31 protein-coding genes are annotated in these 25191 nt (G+C 36.9%); 24 read left to right on the top strand and 7 right to left on the bottom strand.

The genetic code is table 11. The features are described 5' to 3' along the window. The first annotated feature begins 200 nt into the window (after window positions 1-200). From EG339_RS17675 to EG339_RS17685, 3 genes are all read left to right on the top strand, one after another. Complete coding sequence (locus EG339_RS17675; protein ID WP_123871253.1) at window positions 201-1148, top strand: glycerophosphodiester phosphodiesterase family protein; 948 nt, start codon at window positions 201-203, stop codon at window positions 1146-1148. 130 nt (window positions 1149-1278) lie between these two features. After that, on the top strand, window positions 1279-1632 hold the full coding sequence (locus EG339_RS17680) for an ISAon1 family transposase N-terminal region protein (protein ID WP_123868712.1): 354 nt from the start codon (window positions 1279-1281) through the stop codon (window positions 1630-1632). 37 nt (window positions 1633-1669) lie between these two features. Beyond that, a complete protein-coding gene (locus EG339_RS17685; RefSeq protein ID WP_228459753.1) occupies window positions 1670-2590 on the top strand; it encodes an ISAon1 family transposase in 921 nt (306 codons plus the stop codon). A gap of 138 nt (window positions 2591-2728) precedes the next feature. On the opposite strand, the gene EG339_RS17690 is transcribed toward EG339_RS17685, so the two are convergent. From EG339_RS17690 to aroB, 5 genes are all read right to left on the bottom strand, one after another. After that, the gene (locus EG339_RS17690; protein WP_123871254.1) at window positions 2729-3430 is read right to left on the bottom strand and encodes a porin family protein; all 702 of its coding nucleotides are present in this window, start codon (window positions 3428-3430) and stop codon (window positions 2729-2731) included. Window positions 3431-3772: 342 nt separating this feature from the next. Next, window positions 3773-3907: a hypothetical protein gene (locus EG339_RS24660; protein ID WP_262706868.1), complete on the bottom strand. Its 135-nt coding sequence runs from the start codon at window positions 3905-3907 to the stop codon at window positions 3773-3775. Window positions 3908-4254: 347 nt separating this feature from the next. Then, a complete protein-coding gene (locus EG339_RS17695) occupies window positions 4255-4839 on the bottom strand; it encodes a porin family protein (protein ID WP_123871255.1) in 585 nt (194 codons plus the stop codon). A 247-nt stretch (window positions 4840-5086) separates the two neighbouring features. Continuing rightward, window positions 5087-5728 (bottom strand): porin family protein, encoded by a 642-nt coding sequence (locus EG339_RS17700; protein ID WP_123871256.1) that lies wholly within the window; start codon window positions 5726-5728, stop codon window positions 5087-5089. A 275-nt stretch (window positions 5729-6003) separates the two neighbouring features. Beyond that, window positions 6004-7050 carry a 3-dehydroquinate synthase gene (gene aroB, locus EG339_RS17705; protein ID WP_123871257.1) on the bottom strand — a complete coding sequence of 349 codons (1047 nt, stop codon included), beginning with the start codon at window positions 7048-7050 and terminating at the stop codon, window positions 6004-6006. A gap of 101 nt (window positions 7051-7151) precedes the next feature. Between aroB and EG339_RS17710 the strand changes: the two genes are divergently transcribed. Continuing rightward, window positions 7152-8336 (top strand): pseudouridine synthase, encoded by a 1185-nt coding sequence (locus EG339_RS17710; RefSeq protein ID WP_228459010.1) that lies wholly within the window; start codon window positions 7152-7154, stop codon window positions 8334-8336. A gap of 129 nt (window positions 8337-8465) precedes the next feature. Here the strand turns inward: EG339_RS17710 and pncA are convergent, their stop codons facing one another. Next, window positions 8466-9071 carry a bifunctional nicotinamidase/pyrazinamidase gene (gene pncA, locus EG339_RS17715; protein WP_066694887.1) on the bottom strand — a complete coding sequence of 202 codons (606 nt, stop codon included), beginning with the start codon at window positions 9069-9071 and terminating at the stop codon, window positions 8466-8468. Window positions 9072-9328: 257 nt separating this feature from the next. Here pncA and EG339_RS17720 point away from each other — a divergent pair, with 257 nt between their 5' ends. From EG339_RS17720 to EG339_RS17740, 5 genes are all read left to right on the top strand, one after another. Continuing rightward, entirely contained in the window at window positions 9329-10471 is a 1143-nt protein-coding gene (locus EG339_RS17720; RefSeq protein WP_123871258.1) for a DEAD/DEAH box helicase, read from the top strand. Window positions 10472-10658: 187 nt separating this feature from the next. Beyond that, window positions 10659-11195, top strand: a complete 537-nt coding sequence (locus tag EG339_RS17725; protein ID WP_123871259.1) for a YfiT family bacillithiol transferase — start codon at window positions 10659-10661, stop codon at window positions 11193-11195. After that, window positions 11189-11650: a DUF1569 domain-containing protein gene (locus EG339_RS17730; protein ID WP_225718227.1), complete on the top strand. Its 462-nt coding sequence runs from the start codon at window positions 11189-11191 to the stop codon at window positions 11648-11650. The genes EG339_RS17725 and EG339_RS17730 overlap by 7 nt, the downstream gene beginning before the upstream one ends. After that, window positions 11647-12027: a bacillithiol system redox-active protein YtxJ gene (gene ytxJ / locus EG339_RS17735; RefSeq protein WP_123871260.1), complete on the top strand. Its 381-nt coding sequence runs from the start codon at window positions 11647-11649 to the stop codon at window positions 12025-12027. Before EG339_RS17730 ends, ytxJ begins: the two co-directional genes overlap by 4 nt. Beyond that, window positions 12027-12623: a Crp/Fnr family transcriptional regulator gene (locus EG339_RS17740; RefSeq protein ID WP_066693650.1), complete on the top strand. Its 597-nt coding sequence runs from the start codon at window positions 12027-12029 to the stop codon at window positions 12621-12623. The genes ytxJ and EG339_RS17740 overlap by 1 nt, the downstream gene beginning before the upstream one ends. A gap of 139 nt (window positions 12624-12762) precedes the next feature. Here the strand turns inward: EG339_RS17740 and EG339_RS17745 are convergent, their stop codons facing one another. Continuing rightward, window positions 12763-14184: an aminotransferase-like domain-containing protein gene (locus tag EG339_RS17745; RefSeq protein ID WP_123871261.1), complete on the bottom strand. Its 1422-nt coding sequence runs from the start codon at window positions 14182-14184 to the stop codon at window positions 12763-12765. 95 nt (window positions 14185-14279) lie between these two features. On the opposite strand from EG339_RS17745, the gene EG339_RS17750 reads away from it, so the two are divergent. From EG339_RS17750 to EG339_RS24330, 15 genes are all read left to right on the top strand, one after another. Then, complete coding sequence (locus EG339_RS17750; protein ID WP_123871262.1) at window positions 14280-15164, top strand: DMT family transporter; 885 nt, start codon at window positions 14280-14282, stop codon at window positions 15162-15164. Window positions 15165-15251: 87 nt separating this feature from the next. Further along, on the top strand, window positions 15252-15497 hold the full coding sequence (locus EG339_RS17755; RefSeq protein ID WP_123871263.1) for a hypothetical protein: 246 nt from the start codon (window positions 15252-15254) through the stop codon (window positions 15495-15497). A gap of 286 nt (window positions 15498-15783) precedes the next feature. Then, on the top strand, window positions 15784-16131 hold the full coding sequence (locus tag EG339_RS24565) for a Crp/Fnr family transcriptional regulator (protein WP_228459646.1): 348 nt from the start codon (window positions 15784-15786) through the stop codon (window positions 16129-16131). Between the two features lie 146 nt (window positions 16132-16277). Then, entirely contained in the window at window positions 16278-16382 is a 105-nt protein-coding gene (locus EG339_RS24570) for a hypothetical protein (RefSeq protein ID WP_262706926.1), read from the top strand. A gap of 48 nt (window positions 16383-16430) precedes the next feature. Continuing rightward, the gene (locus EG339_RS17765; RefSeq protein ID WP_228459648.1) at window positions 16431-17045 is read left to right on the top strand and encodes a Crp/Fnr family transcriptional regulator; all 615 of its coding nucleotides are present in this window, start codon (window positions 16431-16433) and stop codon (window positions 17043-17045) included. Window positions 17046-17260: 215 nt separating this feature from the next. Then, entirely contained in the window at window positions 17261-18049 is a 789-nt protein-coding gene (locus EG339_RS17770) for a KGG domain-containing protein (protein ID WP_123871264.1), read from the top strand. Window positions 18050-18121: 72 nt separating this feature from the next. After that, complete coding sequence (locus EG339_RS17775; RefSeq protein ID WP_123871265.1) at window positions 18122-18706, top strand: YciE/YciF ferroxidase family protein; 585 nt, start codon at window positions 18122-18124, stop codon at window positions 18704-18706. 74 nt (window positions 18707-18780) lie between these two features. Beyond that, a complete protein-coding gene (locus tag EG339_RS17780; RefSeq protein ID WP_123871266.1) occupies window positions 18781-19083 on the top strand; it encodes a hypothetical protein in 303 nt (100 codons plus the stop codon). A 13-nt stretch (window positions 19084-19096) separates the two neighbouring features. Further along, window positions 19097-19474 (top strand): hypothetical protein, encoded by a 378-nt coding sequence (locus EG339_RS17785; RefSeq protein ID WP_123871267.1) that lies wholly within the window; start codon window positions 19097-19099, stop codon window positions 19472-19474. A gap of 62 nt (window positions 19475-19536) precedes the next feature. After that, entirely contained in the window at window positions 19537-21675 is a 2139-nt protein-coding gene (locus tag EG339_RS17790) for a catalase (RefSeq protein ID WP_123871268.1), read from the top strand. 42 nt (window positions 21676-21717) lie between these two features. Continuing rightward, complete coding sequence (locus EG339_RS17795; RefSeq protein ID WP_123871269.1) at window positions 21718-22896, top strand: zinc-dependent alcohol dehydrogenase; 1179 nt, start codon at window positions 21718-21720, stop codon at window positions 22894-22896. A gap of 39 nt (window positions 22897-22935) precedes the next feature. Then, a complete protein-coding gene (locus EG339_RS17800; RefSeq protein WP_123871270.1) occupies window positions 22936-23436 on the top strand; it encodes a CinA family protein in 501 nt (166 codons plus the stop codon). A 6-nt stretch (window positions 23437-23442) separates the two neighbouring features. Next, window positions 23443-24240: an SDR family NAD(P)-dependent oxidoreductase gene (locus tag EG339_RS17805; RefSeq protein ID WP_123871271.1), complete on the top strand. Its 798-nt coding sequence runs from the start codon at window positions 23443-23445 to the stop codon at window positions 24238-24240. 5 nt (window positions 24241-24245) lie between these two features. Beyond that, window positions 24246-24992, top strand: a complete 747-nt coding sequence (locus tag EG339_RS17810) for an SDR family oxidoreductase (protein WP_164466457.1) — start codon at window positions 24246-24248, stop codon at window positions 24990-24992. Between the two features lie 17 nt (window positions 24993-25009). Continuing rightward, window positions 25010-25174, top strand: a complete 165-nt coding sequence (locus tag EG339_RS24330) for a hypothetical protein (RefSeq protein WP_164465356.1) — start codon at window positions 25010-25012, stop codon at window positions 25172-25174. The last annotated feature ends 17 nt before the right edge of the window (window positions 25175-25191 follow it).

The following is a 25191-nucleotide window of genomic DNA, read 5'->3' on the forward strand; positions in this document are numbered from 1 at the left end:
TCTTACATAAAAATAGAAAGCCAGGTAGTAAATATCTGGCTTTCGTTTATACACGATGTCATTCCGAGGAACAAGGAATCTCAAGACACGCTATTAAATTTTCCAATACTCTAAAATATGATAAAATGTAGCACAACCTTAATATTCCGGTAGTATTCAGTACACATGCAGGTTTTAATTTTAGATTAAAATTTAGGAGTATGAAAAATACATTTTTAACAGGTCTGTTTCTTATTGCCACTCAACTTTATTCAGCGCAGTTTTTCGATAATCAGGCGCATCGTGGCGGAAAGTCTCTATATCCGGAGAATACAATTCCGGCGATGAAGAATGCTTTAAAAATGAATATAACAACGCTGGAAATGGATCTGGCCATCACAAAAGATAAAAAAGTAATTCTTTCCCATGATGCCTTTCTTTCTCCTGAACTCGTTACCAAAGCCAATGGAACCTATATCCCGCAAGACTCCGGATTTTACTACAAAATTTACGATATGCCTTACTCCAAAATCCAAACCTTTGATGTGGGGTTAAAGAAACTTGGCAACTATCCTGATCAAAAGAAAATGAAGGTACAGAAGCCTTTGTTTTCAAAGGTTATAGATGAATGTGAAGCTTATTCCCGTGAATTGAAAAGACCTTTACCCTATTATAATATAGAAACAAAAACACGTCCTTTCTCCGACAATATTTTTCATCCGGAACCTAAAGAATTTGTAGACCTCATGATGAAGATTATTATAGAAAAAGGAATTCAGGACAGGGTTATTATCCAGTCTTTTGATCCCAGAACATTGGAGATTGTTCATAAAGAATATCCCAAAATAATGACGGCATTACTTGTAGAAAAAGTTGATGATAAGAAGATAGAACAGCAACGGGCTCATTTTAAAAATATTTCTCCAGAAAAGTTTAAATTATATCCGGATCATCTGAATGGAGTAGCAGGAGATATGAAATTTCTAAGTTTCACTCCAACCATTTATAGTCCGGACCATAGACTTGTTACCTCTTCACTCATACAGGAATGTCATGCATTAGGGATGAAAGTAATCCCGTGGACTGTGAATACCAAAGAAAGATTACGGGAGCTAAAAAACATGGGAATAGATGGTGTAATCAGTGATGATCCCAGAATATTTGAATAAGTATTCTCAAAAAGGCTGAAACAGATTCTTCATTTCACCCCCAGTTTCATTCATTATTACAGCACATATAAATTTTAACGGCTCAGTCTCAAAAGTTGGGGGGAATGTTAAGTAGTTTTATCTTTGCATCATGTTAAGCGATCACGACCTTCTTAAATTATTACTTCCGGAATTTTTAGTAGAGCACTTTGATATCCTCAAAGCAGAAACTCATGATGCAGAACTTCATATTTATTTTGAAGAAAGAAATAGTATTCCCCATGAATTTAAAGAAAGGAGATTTGAATCCAAGGGCTTTTTACCTGAAATCATTGTAGATGATTATCCATTACGGGGTAAAATCGTAAAGCTCCATGTGAAAAGAAGAAGATGGACAGATAAATCCTCCGGTGAGATCCTTCAGAGAGACTGGCAGCTTGTAGCGAAAGGCACACGGATGACAAAGGATTTGGCAGGCTTCTTAAAAAAAATTAGCCGACACTAAAGCTCTTCCCCTAAAAGTTATAGCAGAATTTTTCGGGATCAAAGGCAAGACCTTCCAGAGGCAATACAAGAATAATCTCAGCGAATATCATAGCTGGGAACAAAAACCGCACGCAGAGGACTGGATCATTTACCCTGAAAATGTCTCAGCCTCCTTATCTTTAGACGAAGTAGCATTATCTGATGGAGAACTTTATACCGTTCTTACCTCCAAAAAAGCAAAAGGGAGAAAAGGAAGTATTGTTGCTATGATAAAAGGTACCCAAAGTGATTTTGTCATCACACATCTTTTGAAGATCAGCAGAAAACTTCGGATGAAGGTAAACGAAATTACATTGGATATGGCGGGTTCCATGAAACGTATTGCCCAACGCTGCTTTCCTGATGCAGTACAGGTTATTGATCGTTTTCATGTTCAGAAGCTGTCCATAGAGGCCCTTCAGGAGATCAGGATCAGGCATCGCTGGGAGGCTATTGAAATGGAAAACAATCCTTTTAACAGTCACTCAGCTGAAACAGAAGTTTTTGCAAACGGAGATACCCGGAAACAGCTCCTGGCAAGAAGCAGGTATTTACTATATAAAAGCCGTGAGAAATGGACTCTGTCCCAGAAACAAAGAGCTTCGATCCTTTTTACCCAGTATCCTGATCTGGAACAGGCATATGAATTGACTGATGGACTTAGAAAAATTTATAACCAAAATATTTCGAAATCTGTAGCAATGACTAAACTGGCCCATTGGTTTAGAAATGTGGAAGAAGCAGATTTTAAATCTTTTTCTACCTTAAGAAAAACAATAATGAATCATTATAGAAATATTCTCAACTACTTTGATCAAAGAAGCACCAATGCTGCTGCTGAATCTTTCAATGCGAAAATAAAAAACTTCAGAATGCAGCTCAGAGGAGTAAAAGACAGAACCTTTTTTATCTTCAGATTAGCTAAACTTTTTGCCTAGTCCCCAACTTTTGCGCTTGATCCATTTTAACACTACAACATTCACTTCACCAAAATATAAATAGCCGAAAGAAACTCTCCCGGCTATTTTATGCGATGCAAAATCTGCATCTGAAGTTAAAAATTGGTTTATTTTTTATTAGAACTTATAGTTCAGACCTAGTTGGAAAACTCTGTTATTGTTTTCAGCAGCCGGTCTGCTCTTTTCGATCTTTGTTAAGCTGTTGGTATATCTTGCACTAATTCCGATATTGTTAGTAATATCATATCCTAAACCTAGACCAAGGCCAAAGTTGAATCTGTTGATATTATCCTTGTTAATATCATCAGACTGAGATTGAGTTGTTGTTGTAGTTATTCCTCCTGTAGTAGACGAAATAGTAGCTTCCCCTTTAGTTTTTCCATTGATGAAATAACTGAACTCAGGACCTGCTTCAATATAGAATTTGTCCATAGGTCTCATCTGAACCATTAATGGAACTGAGATATAGTTCATCGTTACTTTGTTTTCACCTTTAGTTTTTACAGTAGTTGCCCCTGTAGTGGTTTCTGTAGAATAAGCAACATCTCTTGCTCCCATTTGGTTATACAATACCTCTGGCTGGATGCTGAATTGCTTAGAGATAGGAATGTTTACAAAAGCTCCTGCATGGAAACCTAATTTCTGACTGTTCATTCCGAATTTCTGCTCGCTGAAATACGCTGAGTTACCTCCGGCTTTAATACCGAATCTTACAGGTTGAACGTCTTTTTTAAGAGGTGATGTATTTACAGTTGTTGATTCCTGAGCAAAGGCTAGTGTACCAGCAGTTAATGCCAGTCCTAAAAATAACTTCTTCATAATTTTTATTTTTTAATTTTTACTACTTGATGACTTTTCAGCCATTCGCGGTTTATTTTGCAAAATGCTTGCCAAACTTAAAAAAACCAGATACACAGCCATTTCCAAGAGATTTTTCAATTAAACAAAAGAAGCATTATACTTTATTTCATATAAAATATTTCAACACATATTGAATATTGTGATAAATTTCATGTTAAAATTATTCTATCCGATAATATATCCTAATTGGCAAATAATAACATTTTATAAACCTGAAAAACCTTAATTTGCCAATATTATATTAAAAACAAAAAAGCCAGACATAAAAATGTCCGGCCTACATCGAAAAATAATAAATATCTACTTGAATTTATATGCTACACCAACCTGAAAGGAATTGTTTTTTATTTTATACTCAGGTTCCTTCATAATATTCGTAAGTCTTGCCAAAAAAATACTTCCTGCAAAAGCCAATCCCATAAATAATTTTTTCACGATTATTATTTAAATTTTCAGTTCACACTGCAACAAAATTCCCGCCAAAGAGATAAAATTGATAAAAATCATATAAAAGCGAAAAAGTCAGATTTAACAAGTAAACCTGACTTTTTCTATTGAAATCAAAATGTATTCTTTTTAATGTGGAAATAACTGATATTCCCGTTATCTATTTCTCAGCTTTTAATTATAAGTTAAAAACTCTAATGTAAAACATTTTCAAAACAGATATAACTTTATACGCAAATTCCTTGCCAAAAAATTAATTCAGAGTTTCAGGTATAAAAAAACCGGATTAAATAAATAATCCGGTTATAGTTTTGTTATTAAAGCTATGTATAAGCTTAGAATTTATAAGATAAACCTGCTTGGAATACTCCGTTTTTAGCAGAGTCACCGCCAATTCTGTCTTTAACGATATCTGTTAATCCTGCAACATATCTTAAATTAACTCCAATATTTGGTGTAAAATAATAACCAGCACCAAGACCTAGTCCGAAATCAAATCCTTTTGTAGCATCTTTAACATCAACAGAACCGTTGTTGAATTTGCTTTTAGCACTTACTAAGAACCCAAATTGAGGACCTGCTTCTACATATAAGTTAGGTAGTGCATTATATTGGAACATCACTGGTACAGCAATATAATCTAAATTTAATTTATCACTGCTATCGTGTTTAGATTTAGCACCTACACCACTATATAATACTTCCGGCTGTACTGAGAAATCCTGTGCAACTGGGATTGTAGCAAATGCACCAGCATAGAACCCTGCTTTTGAGTTAACGTCATAATTCGAGATTGTTGAAACGTTAAGACCTGCTTTTAATCCAAATCTTACTGGAGAAGAAGCTGTATTATTAGAAGTTTTTTGTGCGAAAGAGAAAGTACCTGCTACTAATGCAAGACCTAAAAGAATCTTTTTCATAAGTTTTTATTTAATAGTTTTTAAGTTTTGTTTAACACTTTCTTTATTAACAAATTCTATGCCAAAAAAAATAAAACTATCTATTCATCTTTATAGCAGAGAAATAATAATTTCTATTTTAGTATGATTTTACACGAAAACTAAAACTTATTAACATATTTTAAGATTTACAATAAAAAAGACCAGATTAAAATTATAATCTGATCTTTTATTGAATATAAAATTTGTTACTGAATGTTGATGAAGCTTATTTGAATTTATAAGCTAATCCTACCTGGAATACATTATTTTTTACAGCGTCACCGGAATTGTTTTTATAAATATCCGTAAGACCCGCTGTATATCTTGCTGTAAGACCTAAGTTTGGAGTGAAATAATATCCTGCACCAATACCGATACCAAAGTTGAATGTTTTGAAATCATCCTTATTAAGGGAAGCTACATGAGAACTTGTATTGCTGTTGGTAGAGCTTTTGAACTTGTCATTAGCACTTACCAAAAATCCGAACTCTGGACCTGCTTCAAAGAAAAACTCAGGAGTTGCATTATACTGGAACATTACAGGCACTGCAACATATCCCAGATTTCTTGAATATTCATCTTTATAAGTATTTCCTAATACATTATATTCTCTTGTTACTTTAGAACCTAAGTCATTATAAATAACCTCCGGTTGTACGCTGAATGAACTAGCTAGAGGAATATTAGCAAAAACACCTGCGTTAAAACCGATTTTAGACTTAGAGTCACTTAAATCTGCTCCGTTAGAAAGTGATGACACGTTCATACCTCCTTTAATACCAAACGTTGCTGCACTTGTAGAAGTTGTCTGTTGTGCAAACGCTAATGTTCCTGCAGTTACTGCTAATCCTAAAATTAACTTTTTCATAACTTTAATTTTTTAATTTTACTCTTTCTTAATTTTAAATTTTACTACTTGTTCACATTTCTGTTGAACGCTGGAGATATTCCAAATTGCTTGCCAAAAAATATTTCGTGGAATAAAATCAATAAAAAAACCACTTGTAAAACGAGTGGTTTTGAAATTATTTAATTGATTAATAGTCACTTATAAAATCAATTAAACATTTGTTTAGAAGAGGTCTAAATTGACAATTTTGTCAAAAATTTTGTTTTAAAGTGTAATAATTCATTAAAAATCTGTTATGCATCATTCAGTTTTCTATAGAAAGATAATGATTTAATGATATTTTTCTGGCTGCATTGGTAATCATAATTACACTCACCAATACCAGTAAGCAGAGAAAAATTGATCTTACTGTCAACATTCTTTTTATCATTTAAAAGCAAGGCTGTGATCTCTTCATTTTTAAAATCACTGATATCTAAATAAGGATAATACCTCTGGATATTTTCTATCACTACTTTTGAATCTTCCTCTGAGATAAGGTTTTCAAGATAAGCAAGATGTGCCTCACAAATCATTCCCATGGCAACAGCTTCGCCATGCAGGATAGGGTTTTCCTGCTGTAAACAAAGGCTTTCTACCGCATGACCTATTGTGTGTCCGAAATTCAGGGTTTTTCTGATATTACTTTCATGGAAATCTTTTTCTACAACATCCTGTTTAATATCCATAGAATTCTGAATATAAGGAGTTACGGCATCCACATCAAGCTTATGGATCTGAATCAGCTGATTCCAGTGTGCTTTATCTGCAATAAGGCCATGTTTAAGCATTTCAGCAAATCCGCTTCTTAATTCTTTAAAAGGTAATGTTTGCAAAAATTTAGGATAAATAAAAATCTGCTCAGGGAATGCAAACGTTCCTACCATATTTTTATAATGCATCAGATCAATACCTGTTTTACCGCCAATAGAGGCATCACACATGGATAAGAGGGTAGTAGGGATATTGATGAACTTAATTCCTCTTTTATAAGTAGATGCTACAAAACCTCCCATATCAGTAATAACTCCGCCGCCCAGATTAATCACCAGTGCTTTTCTGTCTGCCTGCATTTCTGTGAGAATTTCCCAAAGCTGATTGGCTGTCTGGATATTCTTCATTTCTTCTCCGGCTTCAATCTCCAGAATCTCAAACCCAAGATCTGTTTCCATATTGCCTAAAAGAACAGGAAGGCAGTATTCATGTGTATTTTCATCCACCAAAATAAAAATTTTACTGAATGTTTTTTCATGAAGAAAATCGTTGAGTTGAGAAAAATTATCGTTTAATATTGTTATCATCTTCGAAAATATGTAAGGTTAAAATAAAAACTATACTGCAAAGTTATGATTCTTAATTTTTAACTCGTAACTAAATTACTATCTTTGCAGAAATTTTTAGAATGAGCAGAGATAATAATAATTCAGACAGACCAAAGAGACCAAGAATTTCAACCAAGAAAAGTTCTGATGATTCTCGTGCTTCCAGATCTGGAAATTCTTCAGGATCAAAACCTTATAAAAAACCTTTCTCTAAAGACGGCGGAAGAAAAGGTCCCGAACATAAAGGGTCCAATTCAAAATTTGAGAAGAAACCGTTCAAGAAAAGTACAGGAGGCTTTGATGGCTCCAATGATGATTTTGACTCAAAATCTGAAAGAAAACCTTATATCACGAATAAAAGTGAGAGTTTTGAGAAAAAATCTTTCGGAAGGCCTAAAAGAGGTGGAAAAAACTTTGACACGAGAGATAAGTATGAAAGAGGCAGCCTGAAATACGGTAGAAGACCTTCTGCTAATGGAGAGGAAAGAAGAGAGGATAAAACTAAATCTTTTGTACAGAAAAGAAGGCTGAACAAGATTGATAAAGACATTCATAAAGACAGCATCCGTCTTAATAAGTATATTGCTAATTCCGGGATCTGCAGCAGGAGAGAGGCTGATGAACTTATCACTCAGGGACTTGTAGAAGTGAACGGAAAAGTGGTAACTGAAATGGGATATCAGGTACAGAAAACCGACAGAGTTGTTTTTGACGGACAAAGTATTACACCGGAAAAACCTGTTTATGTACTTCTGAATAAGCCAAAAGGGTATATTTCTACCACTAAGGATGATAAAGCAAGAAAAACAGTAATGGATCTTGTAGCCAATGCTTCTCCTTACAGATTGTTCCCGGTTGGAAGATTAGACCGTTCCACTACAGGGGTTATTTTGTTGACCAATGACGGACACATGACTAAAAAACTTACGCATCCATCTTTTGATGCCAAGAAGATTTACCATGTAACGTTGGATAAGAAACTAACGGGTGAAGATTTACGTCTTATTGCTGAAGGAATCCGTCTTGATGAGGGAGTAGCTGTGGTTGACCAGATTTCATACATTGAAGGTAAACCTAAAAATGAGGTCGGAATTGAGATCCATATCGGATGGAACCGTGTTATCAGAAGAATTTTCCAAAGGTTAGGATACGAAGTAGAGTCTTTAGACAGAGTAATGTTTGCCGGATTAACGAAGAAAAACATCAAAAGAGGACACTGGAGAATCCTTACAGAACTGGAAGTAAACAACCTAAAAATGCTTTAAAAATAAAATCATTTTTAGGATTGAAAAATATAAAGGCGCTGAAATTAATCAGTGCCTTTTATTTTTACAGATATTCAAATTCTAAAAGATTAATGTTTATCAATCATCATTAATCAATTATACAATATTTTATCCCAATACTGTTACTCCTTTTTCAATCATATCATAGATTGCATCTCTTCCGTTATCAGGCTTTACATTTACAGCTCTGGTTCCGTTGAAATGAAGACAGGTTACATATCCGTTGGCTACAGCATCCTGAGCAGTATACTTTACGCAATAATCCATTGCCAGACCTACAATTTCCACTAACTGGATATCATGGTATTTCAGAAAATCATCCAACCCGGTTTTCATAAAATGATTATTATCCTGGAAGCCACTATAGCTGTCAATTTCAATATTTTTTCCTTTCTGTATGATATGGGTAACCTTGCTTTGGTTTAGATCTTTATGGAATTCTGCACCAAAAGTTCCCTGTACACAATGATCCGGCCACATAAACTGCGGAACCCCATTAAGGATAATGCTTTCACCTACCTTACGCCCATTGGTGCTTGCAAAACTTTTATGGCCTGCCGGATGCCAGTCTTGTGTTAAAATGATCTGATCATATTCATTTTCTTCCATCAAAAGATTGATATAAGGAATAATCTCGTTAGCTCCCGGTACTGCCAATGCTCCGCCTTCACAAAAATCATTCTGTACATCGACTATTATTAACGCTTTTTTCATATTTTGAATTCTCGAATTTTTGATAAATTTACAAAACTAATTGGCAAAAATTTGTCCAAAAATGAATTATCGGACAAATCGGCAAAAAAATAAAGGCTGGAAGACTGAGGAGAGAATTTGTAAATTACCTTTAGTGATACAACGACGAACTGTCACCTTTAAAAGGAGGATCAATATTTTTTGATTATCACCACACCCTTCTTCCATCATCCATCATCCATCCTTTTAGCGTATCTTTGCATAAATAAATAGTTTTTATGTCATTTGAATCTTTAGGTTTATCACACAATATTATTCGCTCTGTTAAAAAACTGGGATATTTAAAACCTTTTCCAATTCAGGAACAGGCTGTCCCTGTTATTCTTCAAGGCAAAGACCTTATGGGAATTGCAAAGACTGGTTCCGGGAAAACGGCTTGTTTTGTTATGCCGATTTTGGAAAAGTTACAGAATACGGAAGCAAAGAAAGGACGTAATGTACAGGTTTTGATATTGGTGCCTACACGTGAACTGGCCATTCAGATTGATGAAGTGTTCAGAGCATTTACAGAAACCCTGAAGCGTGATATCCGTACTATGGCAGTTTATGGCGGAGTTTCTATCAACCCACAGATGAAAGGGATGTTTGGCGTAGAAGTTCTTATAGCCACTCCCGGACGTTTATTAGATTTGATTGATCATAATGCACTGAGCATTTCAGAAATTAAACATTTGGTTATTGATGAAGCAGATAAAATGTTTCAATTAGGTTTTGGTGAAGAGATGAACAGGCTTTTTGAGCTGATGCCTGTGGTAAAACAAACAACTTTGTTCTCAGCCACTTTAAATGATAAAGTTACTGAAATGAAAGAACGTCTATCTATTAACCCAACAATAATTGAAATTAAAAAAGAAGATGTTGAGATTGATAACATCGAACAGTTTGCCTATCATGTTGCCCCGGAAAATAAGGGACCTTTTTTACGATATTTAATCAAAGAAAAGAAAGTTGAAAAGGCTCTGATCTTTGTTTCATCTACGAGATCTGCTGATAATTTGGTGGAAAAGCTTAAGAAAAATAAAATTAAGGCTGTAGCTATTCACAGTCAGAAATCCCAGGGTGCCCGAAAGAATAATTTAGAGGAATTCAAATCTAACGGGGCTCAGATTTTGGTTGCAACGGACTTAATAGGCCGTGGAATCCACATAGATTATTTGCCTTGTGTCATCAATTATGAGCTGCCGCGATCTCCTTTGGATTATATTCACCGAATCGGAAGAACGGGGCGTGCGAACGAAAAAGGAACTGCCATTAACATTCTGACGGATGATGAACTGCAGCATTTCAGGGTAATTCAAAAGAAAATGGGTAAAAAAGTACCTTTGGAAAGAACAGAAGGAATTAACCTGCATGGTTATTAAAATATAAATTAAAAGCTCTGATTGTCTGCAATCGGAGCTTTTATATTTCCTGTATAATCTTTATAATTAACGTTTTTTTCATATTTAATTTTCCTGAATTTTAATACATTTACAAAACCGGATAAAAAGGCTTGCCCACCGGATTACCAGGCAAACTAGCCACAACTAAGACTTAAAAACCTGAACAATGAATGATTTTGAGAATAAAAAATTCCCAATAGGGCCGTTTGAAGCACCGGAAAATATCTGTGATACCACTTTAGACACCTATATTAAAGCAATAAAAGACTTTCCCGGAAAATTGAAGAATCTCATTGAACATTTTACAGATGAACAGCTTGATACACCTTACAGAGAAGGAGGATGGACAGTGAGACAACTTGTTAATCATATTGCTGACAGCCACGCCAACAGTTTTATCCGTTTTAAGCTGGCACTTACAGAAGACAATCCAACCATAAAACCTTATGATGAAGCTAAGTGGGCAGAACTTCAGGACAGTATTCATATGCCTATAAAGCCTGCGATGAGAATGATAAAGGGAACTCACCAGCGGTGGACAACACTTCTTAAAAGCCTTACCAACAAACAGTTTGAAAGAACTTTTCATCATCCTGAGCATAACAGGAACTATAATTTAAGGGATAATCTTGCTTTATATGTCTGGCATTGTAATCATCATTTCGCACACATTGAAAATCTGAAGAAAGAAAAAGGTTGGTAAAGAAACTCCTCACTCATCCAATATATTTTAAGGAAATTACGGACAGAATTTCCAGATTATCTGCGGACAGCCAAAAAAAATGGGGAAAAATGGATGTCTGCCAGATGTTAACGCACTGTGATCTAGTTCTTCAGGTTGCCCTACGCAAAATTGAACTTCCCCGCATTAATCTTGTTTTCGGGACAATAGGAATCGTTACAAAATTGGAAATGTATGTTTTCAATAACGGAATTCCCAGAAACATGCCTACTTTTCAAAAACTAATCGTTAATTTTGAGTGTGATTTTGATGAATCAAAAACCAATCTGCTGAATACGCTGGAGGAATTCCGGGAAGCCTGTGAAAACAGAAAACTGCCGGACAGTCACAGATTATTCGGAAACATGACTGAAAAAGACTGGGATTTTTTAGAATATAAGCATCTTGATCATCATTTAAAACAATTTAATGTATGAGTTTTTTTGAAAAAATATTCGGCGGAAATAATAGTGAAACCTCTGATCAAAAATCTTTCTGGCAAAATATAAAGTCTGAAGAAGACCTGGAAAAAGCCATTGAAAGCTCCTATCAGCATAAAATAGCGATATTTAAACATTCAACAAGCTGTTTTATCAGCAAAACAGTATTGAGGAATTTTGAAAAAGAAATTGAAAATTCGGATCAAAAGGTAAACGTTTATTTTCTTGATCTGCTAGCTCACCGGCCTATTTCAAATAAAATTGCTGAGGATTTCGGGATAAGGCATGAAAGTCCGCAGCTGATTGTTATTGAAAACGGAAAGCCCGTTAACAGCGCTTCGCACCAGGACATTTCTTTAAGCCAGATCGTATAATGAAGAATATTAATAATTATTTAGCCAAAGTCTTAAACGTTCCCCTTCAAAGTGTGAATACCTGCAGCCTGCATTATGAAGTAAAAAAGATCCCTAAAAACCAGTTTCTTCTTCAGTACGGCGAAATCTGCAGACACATATTCTTTGTTGAAAAAGGACTTTTGAAGATGTACTCTATCGATAAGAATGGGAAAGAACATATTATACAGTTTGCCCCTGAAAGCTGGCTGATTTCTGACCGAAGCAGTCTTTATTTCAATGAAAAATCCAATTATTATATTGAAGCTGTAGAAGATTCGGAAGTGTTGTTTCTGCATCCTGATTTCTTCAATAAATTGGTAGAACAGTTCCCAAACAGCATTGAACGCAGTGATTTTCTGCTTCAGAAACATATCAGAAGCCTTCAGAACAGGATCAACTCTTTATTGGGAGAAACTGCAGAAGAAAGATATATGAAATTCATAAAAATGTATCCGGACCTTCTTCTTAGGGTTCCTCAATGGATGATTGCTTCTTATCTTGGCATTACCCCGGAAAGTTTAAGCCGCGTAAGAAAAGAGCTGGCAAGAAAGAACTTTGTTCCGGATAATAAATAAAAAGGCAGGAAGATGGGAGAAGGAGGCCGGAAGTTCTGTTGAACACAATAGAACTTTAGCCCAATTGTTTTAATCCTTTTTTTAATTTTAATAAAATTGGCATAAGTTATTCCTAAGACAGCAATGGCTTCCATCTTCCTTACCTTGAATAAATCTTTTTAGCAAGCTGCCCCACCTGTTTGAGTTTTGCCTGGGTTTCATCTGACCATGGAAGCCCGATACAAAGTCTCATACAGTTTTCAAACTGATCCTGAAAAGTAAACATTCTTCCGGGAGCAATACTTATATTCTCTTTAATAGCAAGATCATACAACTCTGTGGTACGGATCTTTTTATCAAATTCTACCCATAAGGATAATCCGCCTTGCGGACGGCTGGTTTTAGTTCCTTCCGGAAAATATTCGGCAATGGTTTGTACATAATTCTGGTAATTACTCTGCAACGTCTTTCTAAGCTGCTGAAGGTGCTTCTCGTATCTTCCTGATTTCAGGAAATTAGCAACAGCCTCATTCACAATGGATATAGAAGAGGTAGAATGCAGAAGCTTAAGCTTTAAAAGCTTGTCTTTATATTTCCCCGGAGCAATCCAGCCTACACGATATCCCGGAGCCAGTGTTTTTGAAATAGAACTGCAATACAGCACATTTCCATCCTTATCAAAAGATTTACAGCATTTAGGGCGGGTAGAACCAAAATAAAGATCTCCATATACATCATCTTCAATCAACGGAATGTTATTTTCTGAAAGGACCTTTACAATTTCTTTCTTATTCTCATCAGGCATACAGCTTCCCAGTGGTGAATTGAAATTAGGAATCAACAGGCACAGATCAATTTTGGGGATCAGCTTTTTGAAGGCATCAATTTCTATCCCGGTAGTAGGATGGGTAGGTAATTCCAGAACTTTCAGTCCCAGGCCGTTGGCAAGCTGAAGAATTCCTGGATAGCACGGGCTTTCAATAGCAATGGTATCTCCTGGCTTTCCCAAAGCCATTAAACAGAAAGACAGCGCATTCATTCCGCCATTTGTGGTTATCAAATCATTTTCATTAAGATTTCCGCTCCATTGTAAAGAACGTATGGCAATCATTCTTCTCAGCTTCAGATTTCCCTGCAGTTCCTCATATTCTGTTCCGCCTTCTTTTAATTCCCTTATAGCATGTACAATCTCTTTTTTAAGTTTGGCCTGAGGAAGAAGATCTCCGGATGGAATCCCAATAGAAAAGAATGTAATATCTTTTTTGCCAACATTTTCAAAGACTTTACTGATTAATTCATCAGGTTCGTCATTGTTGGCAATCAAAGAAGGGCGGCTCACTTCAGGTAATGGAAGTTTTACAGACAATAACGGGCTTACAAAATAACCGGATTGAGGCTTCGATTCTACAAGAGACAGAGATTCCAGCTCAAGAAAAACACGCTTTGCGGTATTCATACTTACCTGATGTTCATTACATAACATTCTTACTGACGGGAGTTTATCTCCTGCCTTTAATACTCCGTTCCTGATCTGAGTGGCAATACCATCTGCAATTTCTGTGTATAAAAACTCTTTACTCATTTTCTTAACTGTGCTCATGCAAATATACAAAACTGATACTGTGTTTGTCTAATGATCTTCTTTAATTTTGATCTAGTTAATTAAAGCTTATTAAAATGATGACAGAAACAATTTCAAAAGACCAGGCTGTAAGCGGCTGGATCAATGGTTTCATAGGTGTATTGCTTTTCAGTGGTTCTATGCCCGCTACCAAACTTGCAGTGATGGAAATGGATCCTATATTTGCTACGATTGCCCGTGCAGTGATTGCCGGAATCCTGGCGCTTTCAGTTTTATTGATATACCAAGAAAAACGTCCGGCAAAAAAACAGTTATTCTCTCTGGTTCTGGTTGCTATAGGCTGTGTCATAGGATTTCCTTTGCTTTCTTCACTGGCATTACAATACCTTACCTCTGCGCATTCTATTGTATTCCTGGGAATGCTTCCTTTAGCCACAGCTATTTTCGGGGTTTTCCGGGGTGGAGAAAAGCCACATCCCGTATTCTGGCTCTTTTCTGTGATCGGAAGTCTTTTGGTAATTGGTTATGCTTTTTCCCAGGGAATTTCAGCCTCTCCTGTTGGGGATATCCTCATGCTTCTGGCTATCATTCTGTGCGGAATGGGATATGCAGAAGGTGCAAAGCTTTCCAAAACATTAGGTGGATGGCAGGTTATTTCCTGGGCACTTGTTATATCATTACCGGTTATGCTTCCTTTGTTTTTCATCTATTTTCCAACCAATGTAGAATCCATAAGTTTTAGAGGCTGGTTCGGATTAGGGTATATTTCTCTCTTCAGCATGTTTATCGGGTTTATATTCTGGTATAAAGGGCTGGCACTTGGTGGTATTACCACAGTAGGCCAGCTTCAGCTATTACAGCCTTTCTTCGGGCTTGCTTTAGCAGCATACCTTCTTCACGAGCAGGTAAGTATAGGAATGCTGGGAATTACAGTTGGGGTTATTCTCTGTGTAATCGGGACTAAGAAATTTGCGAAATAATCATAAATAAAGCATTATGACCTGGGTCATAAACAAACGGTATCCTAATAGTCTACTTTTGACCTATCACACACAAAATATACTATTATGAAACTTATCATGTCATTTATGCTTATTGGATTTCTTGCCTTAAGCTGTAAAAAAGAAACGCGAACAGAACAATCTACAAGTACTGACACTATAATAGCTGATAGTATGCAGACGGATACAGCTGCTAATCATCAGCCAACGTCATCTCCGCTTCCTTCAGATACACTTAATAAGGACAGTACATCTTCAATGAATAAAAAGGATACAGCGAGAGCCGTACCTAACACGAACAGAAAAAAATAATTGTTTTAACTCCATATTTGATAAAACCCGTTGTCATCCGCTGAGACGGGTTTTGTTAACTCAACACTATAAATAAAATCACCTACTTAAGAAATAAAAATAATGCGTTTTTAATGTTAAAAATTAAACAATAACATTAAATTAAAATAAAATATATAATAAATTTAACTTTATTTAACTTATAAAATAAAGACTAAGGTTCGATATTTGTATGTATTTATTGTCAATTCCAGTGATATTTTTACTAAGATTAAGAAGAAGAAGAAAACAACAAAAAAAAGCTATTATGGTTATTGACGAAAATATTTTAATTTCAGCAGGAGCTGAAATTAAAGAATATAAGCCTACAGAAAATATTTTCTGTGAAGGAGATAGCCCTCACTATTATTATCAGATTATTACCGGAGAGGTAAAGCTGAATAATTATAATGAAGAGGGAAAAGAATTTATCCAAAACTTCTTATCAGAAGGGCAGAGCTGTGGAGAGTCTATTCTGTTTATAGATAAACCATATCCAATGAATGCAGAAGCTGTTACTGATTGCAGTGTTTTAAGGCTTCATAAATCTACATTTTTCAGTTTATTAAATAAATCTCCAAAACTTTGCATGGAGGTAAGCAGTTTTTTATCATAGCGTCTTTACTATAAATTTATTATGATGCTGAACATTTCATCTCAAAACCCATCCACTAGATTAAAGGGATTGATGGATTATCTTAAAAGCTTTCAGGATGATGAAAGCCCTCTTATTCTTTTATGATTCCTTTAACGAGGCAGCAGATGGCCAGTCTTACAGGCCTTTGTGTAGAAACAGCCATAAGGACCATCAAACATATGGAAAAGGAAAAAATCCTGAAAATTGAAAATCGTAAAATCCTGTATTAGAATCAATACTGAAGTTTTACGGTTTTTCTGTTAAAATTAATATGGAATATGAAAACAGTAAGCTGCATGAATATTGATGAAGGACTTCTGCATTCTTTTGGTGCAGGGTTCAGAACCTATAAAAAGCGTGAAATAATCTTTAAAGAGGGAGATCAGGCACAATATTATTTTCAGATTGCCAAGGGAAAGGTAAAACTTAATAACTACAATGAAGACGGAAAGGAATTTATCCATAATATTTTAGGAAAAAAACAAAGTTTCGGAGATCCGCTTCTGTTTTTAAACCAGAGTTATCCCATGAATGCTATATGTCTGGAGCCTTCTGAAATTATAAGGCTCCCTAAGAGCAATTTTATAAAAATGCTTAAAAAACATCCTGAACTTTCCCTTGAAATGAATGCCTGTTTTTCTCAGCAGGTTTATTATAAGTTCATCATGATGCAGAGCTTATCATCCAAAAAACCAATGCTGCGTCTTACAGGACTGCTAAATTATCTGAAAAGCTATCATGATGGCGATTGCACCCATTGCTTTACTGTTGAACTTACCAGACAGCAGCTTGCCAACCTTACAGGATTACGGGTGGAAACAGTGATCCGTACCCTGAAAAAAATGGAACAGGAAGGGGATATCATATTTAAAGACAGGAAAATTTTGTATTAATATTACCCAACATGACTCAGGTCATAAAAAAGTGAGTTATACAGTCGTACATTTGATCTATCAATTTACAATACAATTCTTTAAACCTTAGTAAAGGAACGAAAAAAGCATTTTAGCTTTTGGTCAATTTGAATTTATCGGAACCCAACCATTGCCGTCTAATACTAGTCACGGGTGGCAATACATCACTAAATATTAATATAAAAAATTCAGTTATGAACACTAGAAATTCAAGAAATCGTAGCTCAAGAGGAAATTCACACTCACCTGAAAACCTTGAAGAAGTTTACCAATTAGGATATGATCATGGTTTTAATGACGCATCGAGAGATGAAGACTATGACGATGATTTTTCAGAATATGAAGACTATTTTGAAAATGATGATGACGATGATTATGATGAAGATTATGACGACTATGATGACTACGATGAAGATGACGACTATGATGACGAAGATGAGGATGAAGATGATGACGATTATAACCAAAGAGGCAGTGGCGGAAGAGGTTCCAGAAGCAGCGGCGGAAACAGAAACCAACAGAGAGACAGCATGGGAAGATTCACCTCTGGAAGAGGAGGTTCTTCACGTAGCAGCAGCTCCCGTGGCGGTTCCCGTGGAAGGTCAGGCTCTGGCTCAGGACCAGGTTCAAGGTCTGGCGGTGGCAGAGGCAGATCTTCAGGAGACGGAACATCAAGAAGAGGTTTTGCATCAATGAGCAAGGCTGAACGTACCAGAATTGCAAGAATGGGAGGACAGGCATCTCACGGAGGCGGACGATCTTCGGGAAGATCCGGTTCAGGTAACTCAAGAGGCGGAAATTCCGGTAACGGTTCATCAGGTCGTAGTTCAAATTCAAATTCAGGATCCGGTACATCAAGAAGAGGTTTTGCATCAATGAGCAAAGCTGAACGTACCAGAATTGCAAGAATGGGAGGACAGGCATCTCACGGAGGCGGACGATCTTCGGGAAGATCCGGATTCGGAGGCAGACGTAATTCATAATTCTTTTTCCTGATTGCCTCTTTATTGAATATAAAGAGGTAATCTTTTCAACTTTAAACACCACTTCACATTATGGCAAATAAAATTTTAGAAACCAATACAGCCGTTTCTGCAAAAAAAGGAACAGCAGACAAGGCAACCACCAAGAAAGATGAAATGAAAAATTCACCGCTTCACAAATTTTTTGTAAGTGCTCTTAAAGATATTTATTACGCTGAAAATGCTATTCTTGAAGCGTTGGAAAAAATGCAGGACGCAGCAACCAGCGAAGATTTAAAGGATGCTTTTGAAGACCACCATCTTCAGACCCAGAAACATGTAAAACGTCTGGAAAAAGTATTCAAACTTATTGATGAAACTCCTGAAAAGAAAGAATGTAAAGCAATAAAAGGAATTATTGAAGAAGGCGAAGAAACCATTAAGTCTACTGAAGAAGGTTCCGCAACCAGAGATGTGGGACTTATTATTGCGGCTCAAAAGGTTGAACACTATGAAATTGCCACATACGGAGGGCTTGCCCAGCTTGCTATTACTATGGGACATGACAAAGCGGCTGATCTTTTGGAAAGAACTTTACAGGAAGAAGAGGATACGGACGCCGGACTTACGGAAATAGCAGAAACCTCCATCAATTTTGATGCGGAACAGGAAGACTAAACCAGCCAAACAATAAGCCATATAGGCTGTTTCGATCTATATGGCTTATTTTAAATCATGAACTCAAAATGTATATGGACTGCCAGAAAATAATAAAGACCCTGAAGCACAAAAGCTTCATAAAAATCAACAATAATGGTAAGTGTTTTGAAAATGGAGCCGCTGTTTATGCCAAGGAGATAGAAGACCATATTTTTCTGTTATTCGTTATTCTTAAAGATATTGATATTGAAAACATTCAGGCATTTATTGCTCATTTTGATAGTTTCAACAGTATCGGATTAAAAGAACCGGAACAGGTTATGTTCTACCTTTCCATTAAGGATAAAGATGACATCCATTATTTTGAGCAATATTTAAAGGCTTCCAACAACTAATAACTTTTTATATATGGTTTTTGAAAATGACACTTTACAGCATTCCGGACTGAATGATAAGAATAATGTGATTGAAAATGAATCCTTATTTCCCGGTATTATCAACTCATATGGAGTAACAGCTTTCTTGATTAAATCTCTGGAGAAGATCAAGCGCAATGCAAAATGTGAAGTCTTTAAAAAGGTAATAGACAACTATATTGAAGAATACATCCTTCATATCCGTGAATTCCATACCCAAAACGTAGTGGATTCCTCTGAAATGGATGCTGAAATCAGAATTGATACTCCCTCTTTTACATTATATGCCAAAACGGCTTATTATAAAGTATTAAAGGAAGAAGAATGCATCAGCAAATTGCTCAATATGCTGGAAAACAGTAAAGACTGAAGTTACTATCCCCTTATCTGACTGCTTTTAAAATATACATCAACCCCAAAAATCAATATCATATGAAACCCGAAGAAAATAATGAAAAAGCAGACCAACTGAAACAGTACAGCACATCTAATGACAATGAAAAGCTGACTACCAATCAGGGCTTAAAGATCAACAACAATCAGGATTCCTTAAAAGCCGGAGAGAGAGGTCCGTCGTTACTCGAAGACTTTATCCTTCGTGAAAAAATAACCCATTTCGATCATGAAAGAATCCCGGAAAGGGTGGTTCATGCCCGTGGATCCGGTGCTCACGGAGTCTTTAAACTAACAAAAAGCCTTGCAGGGTATACAAAAGCAAAATTCTTAACGGAGTTGGGCAAAGAAACCCCTGTTTTTGTAAGGTTTTCCACCGTAGCAGGAAGCAAAGGAAGTACAGATCTGGCCAGGGATGTGCGTGGTTTTGCGGTCAAATTTTATACAGAAGAAGGGAATTACGATCTGGTAGCGAATAATATGCCTGTATTTTTTATTCAGGACGCTATAAAATTTCCCGATCTTGTACATGCCGTTAAACCGGAACCTGATAACGAAATTCCCCAGGCCGCTTCAGCTCACGATACCTTCTGGGATTTTATTTCGCTGATGCCGGAAAGCATGCATATGATTATGTGGCTGATGAGTGACAGGGCAATTCCAAGAAGTTTAAGAATGATGGAAGGATTTGGAGTGCATTCCTTTAAATTTATTAATGAAGAAGGAAGAGTACACTTTGTAAAATTTCATTTTAAGCCAAAACTCGGAGTACATTCCGTAGCCTGGAACGAAGCTCAGATCATATCAGGTGTAGATTCTGATTTCCATAAAAGAGATCTTTGGGAAGCTATTGAAAACGGAGATTATCCTGAATGGGATTTCGGAGTACAGCTTATTCCTGAAGAAGATGAAGACCGTTTTGATTTTGATCTTCTCGACCCCACCAAAATTGTTCCTGAGGAAGAAGTTCCTGTAGAAATCGTGGGAACATTAACCCTAAACAGAAATCCGGATAATTTCTTTGCAGAAACAGAACAGGTTGCATTTCACCCGGGACACATTATTCCCGGAATTGATTTCACCAATGACCCACTGCTACAGGGAAGATTATTTTCATATACCGACACCCAGCTGTCAAGACTTGGATCACCCAACTTTCATGAAATTCCGATCAATCGCTCAATTAACACCGTTCACAATAACCAGCGTGATGGCCACATGAGACAACAGATCGTAAAAGGAAAAACCAGCTATGATCCTAATTCCATTGGAGGCGGATGCCCTTTCCAGGCCATGATGTCTGAAGGTGGCTTTGTATCCCAACAGGAAAGAGTGTCAGGCGCTAAGATCCGCGAAAGAAGCAAAAGCTTTGTAGACCACTATTCTCAGGCTAAACTCTTTTATAACAGCCAGTCAACACCGGAAAAAGAACACCTTCAAAATGCATTGATTTTTGAATTATCAAAAGTGACACTTCCAGCTGTAAGAGAAAGGGTAGTAGGCCAGCTTGCCTATATTGATATGTTTCTTGCATGGCGTGTAGCTGAAAAACTTGGGGTAGAAGTTAAAAAACTGGATTGGCCTAACCAAAGCTTACCGGCAGACAGTAATATTGTGGAACTGCAGAGCGAAGAAAAAGAGCCTAAAACAAAAGTCTCTGAAGCACTAAGCATGAAAAACACGGTTAAAAATACCATTAAGAGCAGAAAAATAGGGTTTATTATGGCCAACGGAATAGATGGGAAAGAAACAAACGCCCTTAAAATAAAACTGGAATCAGAGGGAGCACGCGTTGAATTCATTGCTCCAAGTCTGGCTAAGGTAAGAACCAATGACGGCTCAGAGCTTACTCCCAAACATTCTTTAACCAGTACTGCCAGTGTTTGCTTCGACGCCCTTGTAATATGTTCAGGTGAAAATTCTGTAAAAGAACTTATGATCCCTGAAAATAAACATCTGGTATTACATTTTATCAATGAAGCGTACAAACACTGTAAAGCTGTATATTTTGGTTCAGATACAGAACCTGTTTACCATAACAGTAATGTAGCTTCAAAAAAGCATGAGGATCCCGGGATCATTACATGGGCAGATCAGGATGCCGCAGATCAATTTATCAATGCCATTGCTCAGCACAGAGTCTGGGATCTTGAAATGGAGAGAAACGCTCAATCATAAAAATAAAACACCCTTCACACCAATCACACTAAATATAATATTATGAAAGCAGCAGTTTTTCACACACCGGGTAAAATTACCTGTGACACCATTGACGATCCGGAAATTCATGACGATCATGACATTATACTGAGAGTAACATCTACAGCGATTTGCGGCAGCGATCTGCATATGTATTCTGGAGGAATCCCCCAGGCACGCCCAATGGTAATGGGACATGAATTTATAGGAATTGTGGAAGAAACCGGAAAGAATATTAACCACCTGAAAGCAGGAGACAGAGTAGTGGTTCCTTTTCCTATTGCCTGTGGAAGCTGTTATTTCTGCCAGCATGATCTTCCCACGGCATGTGAACACAGTAATCCTGAACATTACGGTCCTGAAGGCGGTATTCTTACAGAAAAAGGAGGAGCCTTATTTGGATATACAGATCTCTATGGAGGATATAATGGCGGACAGGCACAGTATGTAAGAGTTCCATATGCTCATTTTGGCCCCAGAAAAGTACCGGAAAGCCTTACTGATGAACAGGTACTCTTTCTTACCGATATTTTCCCAACCGGCTATACAGGCGTTATGTGGGGAGACTTGAAAGGAGGTGAAACCGTAGTCATTTTTGGTGCCGGACCAGTAGGCTCAATGTCAGCTAAAAGTGCCATTCTTCACAATGCGGAGAAAGTTATTGTGATTGATACTCTTCAATACAGATTGGATAAAATAAGAAAGCTCACAGGCTGCCAAACCATTCTCTGGAAAGACGCCGAAAGTACTATAGAACAGATTCGTGATATGACCAACGGAAGAGGTGCAGATTTATGTATTGATGCAGTAGGATTTGAACCCGAAAGAGACCTTTTAGACCGTGCAAAAGCTGTTTTAAATTTTGAGAAAGGCTCCATAAAAGTACTTGAAGCCTGTATGAGTGCTGTACGAAGAGGCGGAACAGTATCCGTACTTGGGGTTTATCCTGTTAACTATGATAACTTCAGGCTTGGGCAGATCTTTGATAAAGGAATTACTCTGAAAGCAGGACAATGTAATGTACATCCTATCATAGACCGGCTTATGAGCTATGTAGAAAAAGGACAGATCATTCTTGACGATATTATTACACACCGCCTTCCTCTTGAAGCAGTAGCCAAAGGTTACGAGATCTTTGATAAAAAAGAAGACGGTTGCGTAAAGGTTGTTCTTGATCCATGGAAGACTGCCGGACTGTAAATACAAATTGTTAATCAATATTTTCAAAAACAAAATGTTATGGAATTTCAAAAAAATCTTCTTGAATATATAAGCCATTGTCTGATGACTGCGGATGAAACCATCTCTATTGCTGAAAGCGTAACATCAGGCTGCTTACAGCTGGCTTTTTCACAGATGCCGAATGCCTCCATGTTTTATAACGGAGGAATTACGGCCTATACTTTACCCGAAAAAGTAAAGCTCTTAAAGGTAAACAAAAAAGAAGCGGAAGAATGCGACTGCGTTTCGGAAAATATTGCAGAAACGATGGCTTTAAATGTTGCCAGCCTTTTTGAAACCGATTGGTCTATTTCAACAACGGGCTACTGTACACCGATCCGTAATTCTGCCTATAAAATATTTGCTTATTTCTCATTTTCATATAAAGGAGAGATCATCCTTACCAAAAAACTGGAACTGCACCCCAAAACCCAGGCTCTGAATGCCCAGCTATATTATACAGAGTTCATCTTGGGGTGCTTTAAAAGTGAACTGAACAGGCTTTTAATTTTAAAATAAGAAAACATGGAACGTAAAAATCAATATGTCCTGATTACCGGAGCAACAAGCGGAATAGGATACGAACTGGCCAAACAGTTTGCTAAAAATGGCTACGACCTTGTTATCGTTGCCCGGGATTACGAAGAGCTTAGGAACAAAGCCAATGAATTTAAAGAATATGGAATTAACGCCATTCCGATATCCAAGAACCTCTTCCTGCAGGATGAAGCCTATTCCCTCTATTCTGAACTGAAAATGAATGGGATAAGCCCTGAAATTCTGGTAAATGATGCCGGCCAGGGCGTATTTGGAAAATTTCAGGAAACTGATATTCACCGGGAAGTAGATATTGTGAATCTTAATATCATTTCAGTCATCATATTAACCAAACTGTTTATTAAGGACCGGTTGCCTAAGAGATCGGGAAAAATTCTGAATCTGGCTTCTATAGCCAGCAAAGTTCCCGGTCCCTGGCATTCGGTATATCATGGAACCAAAGCTTTTGTGCTATCGTGGTCTGAAGCCATCAGAGAAGAACTTAAAGATGCAGGAATTACCGTAACAGCCCTTTTACCGGGACCTACAGATACTGATTTTTTCAATAAGGCGGATATGAACCAAAGCAAAATAGTTGAAGACAGAGAAACTTTAGCTTCTCCTGAAGAAGTTGCTATGGATGGTTATAATGCATTGATGAATGATGAAGATAAAATCATTTCAGGATTAAAGAATAAATTATCTGTAGCCATGTCTAATCTTTCTACAGACAGTATGGCGGCCCACAGAATGGCTGAAATGCAGAAACCGGTAACCGAAAAATAAAGATTATGGGAAAACTGGAAAAAAAATCTGTTCTCATAACGGGAGCTGACAGCGGAATAGGCAGGGCAGTAGCTCTTCTTTTTGCAACAGAAGGAGCAGATATTGCCATTATTTATCACTCAGATGATGCCGATGCAGCAAAAACCCAGGCTGAAATTGAAAATCTGGGCAGAAAATGCATCATCTTCCAGGGAGATATTAATGATTATGATTTCTGTGAAGAGACAACACAGAAAGTAATATCAATTTTCGGAAAAATTGATATCCTCATCAATAATGCCGGGGTTCAGTTTCCTGCAGATTCTATTGAAGAGCTTGAGGAAAAAAACATCCGTCATACCTTCAATTCCAATATTGTAGGAATGATTCTGCTCACAAAAGTAGTATTTCCTTACCTGAAAGAGGGAAGCTGTGTGATTAATACAACATCAGTCTCAGCCTATGAAGGGCATCCGGAACTGTTAGACTATTCTGCAACAAAAGGAGCTATAGTGTCTTTTACCCGGTCACTCGCTTTACAGGCAAAACCTAAGGGCATTCGTATCAATGCTGTAGCTCCCGGCCCGGTAGCAACACCGCTCACCAAGGAAACTTTTGATGAAAAGGAAGAAGATCCCAATAAGCCTCCATTAGACAGAAACGCGACTCCTGAAGAAGTTGCCTTTAGTTTCCTGTTCCTCGCCAGCGATGATGCAGCACAAATTACAGGACAGGTCATTCATCCTAATGGAGGAATCATTGTAAACGGCTAACAAATAATTAAAAAGATATGAAAACTACAGCATTTATTTTAGGAATCTTAGGTGTATTTTCATTTGCTTCGTGCAGATGTAACCTTGAGGAAGACGAACCTTCTGATAAAAAGAAAAATAATGTGCAAGCCAGCAGTAATACGGCAAGATCACCGGAAAATGATTCACTGAGCATCAGATAATTTTTTAACTCTAAAAA

This window comes from Chryseobacterium bernardetii (genome assembly GCF_003815975.1).
Classification (GTDB): Bacteria; Bacteroidota; Bacteroidia; order Flavobacteriales; family Weeksellaceae; genus Chryseobacterium; species Chryseobacterium bernardetii.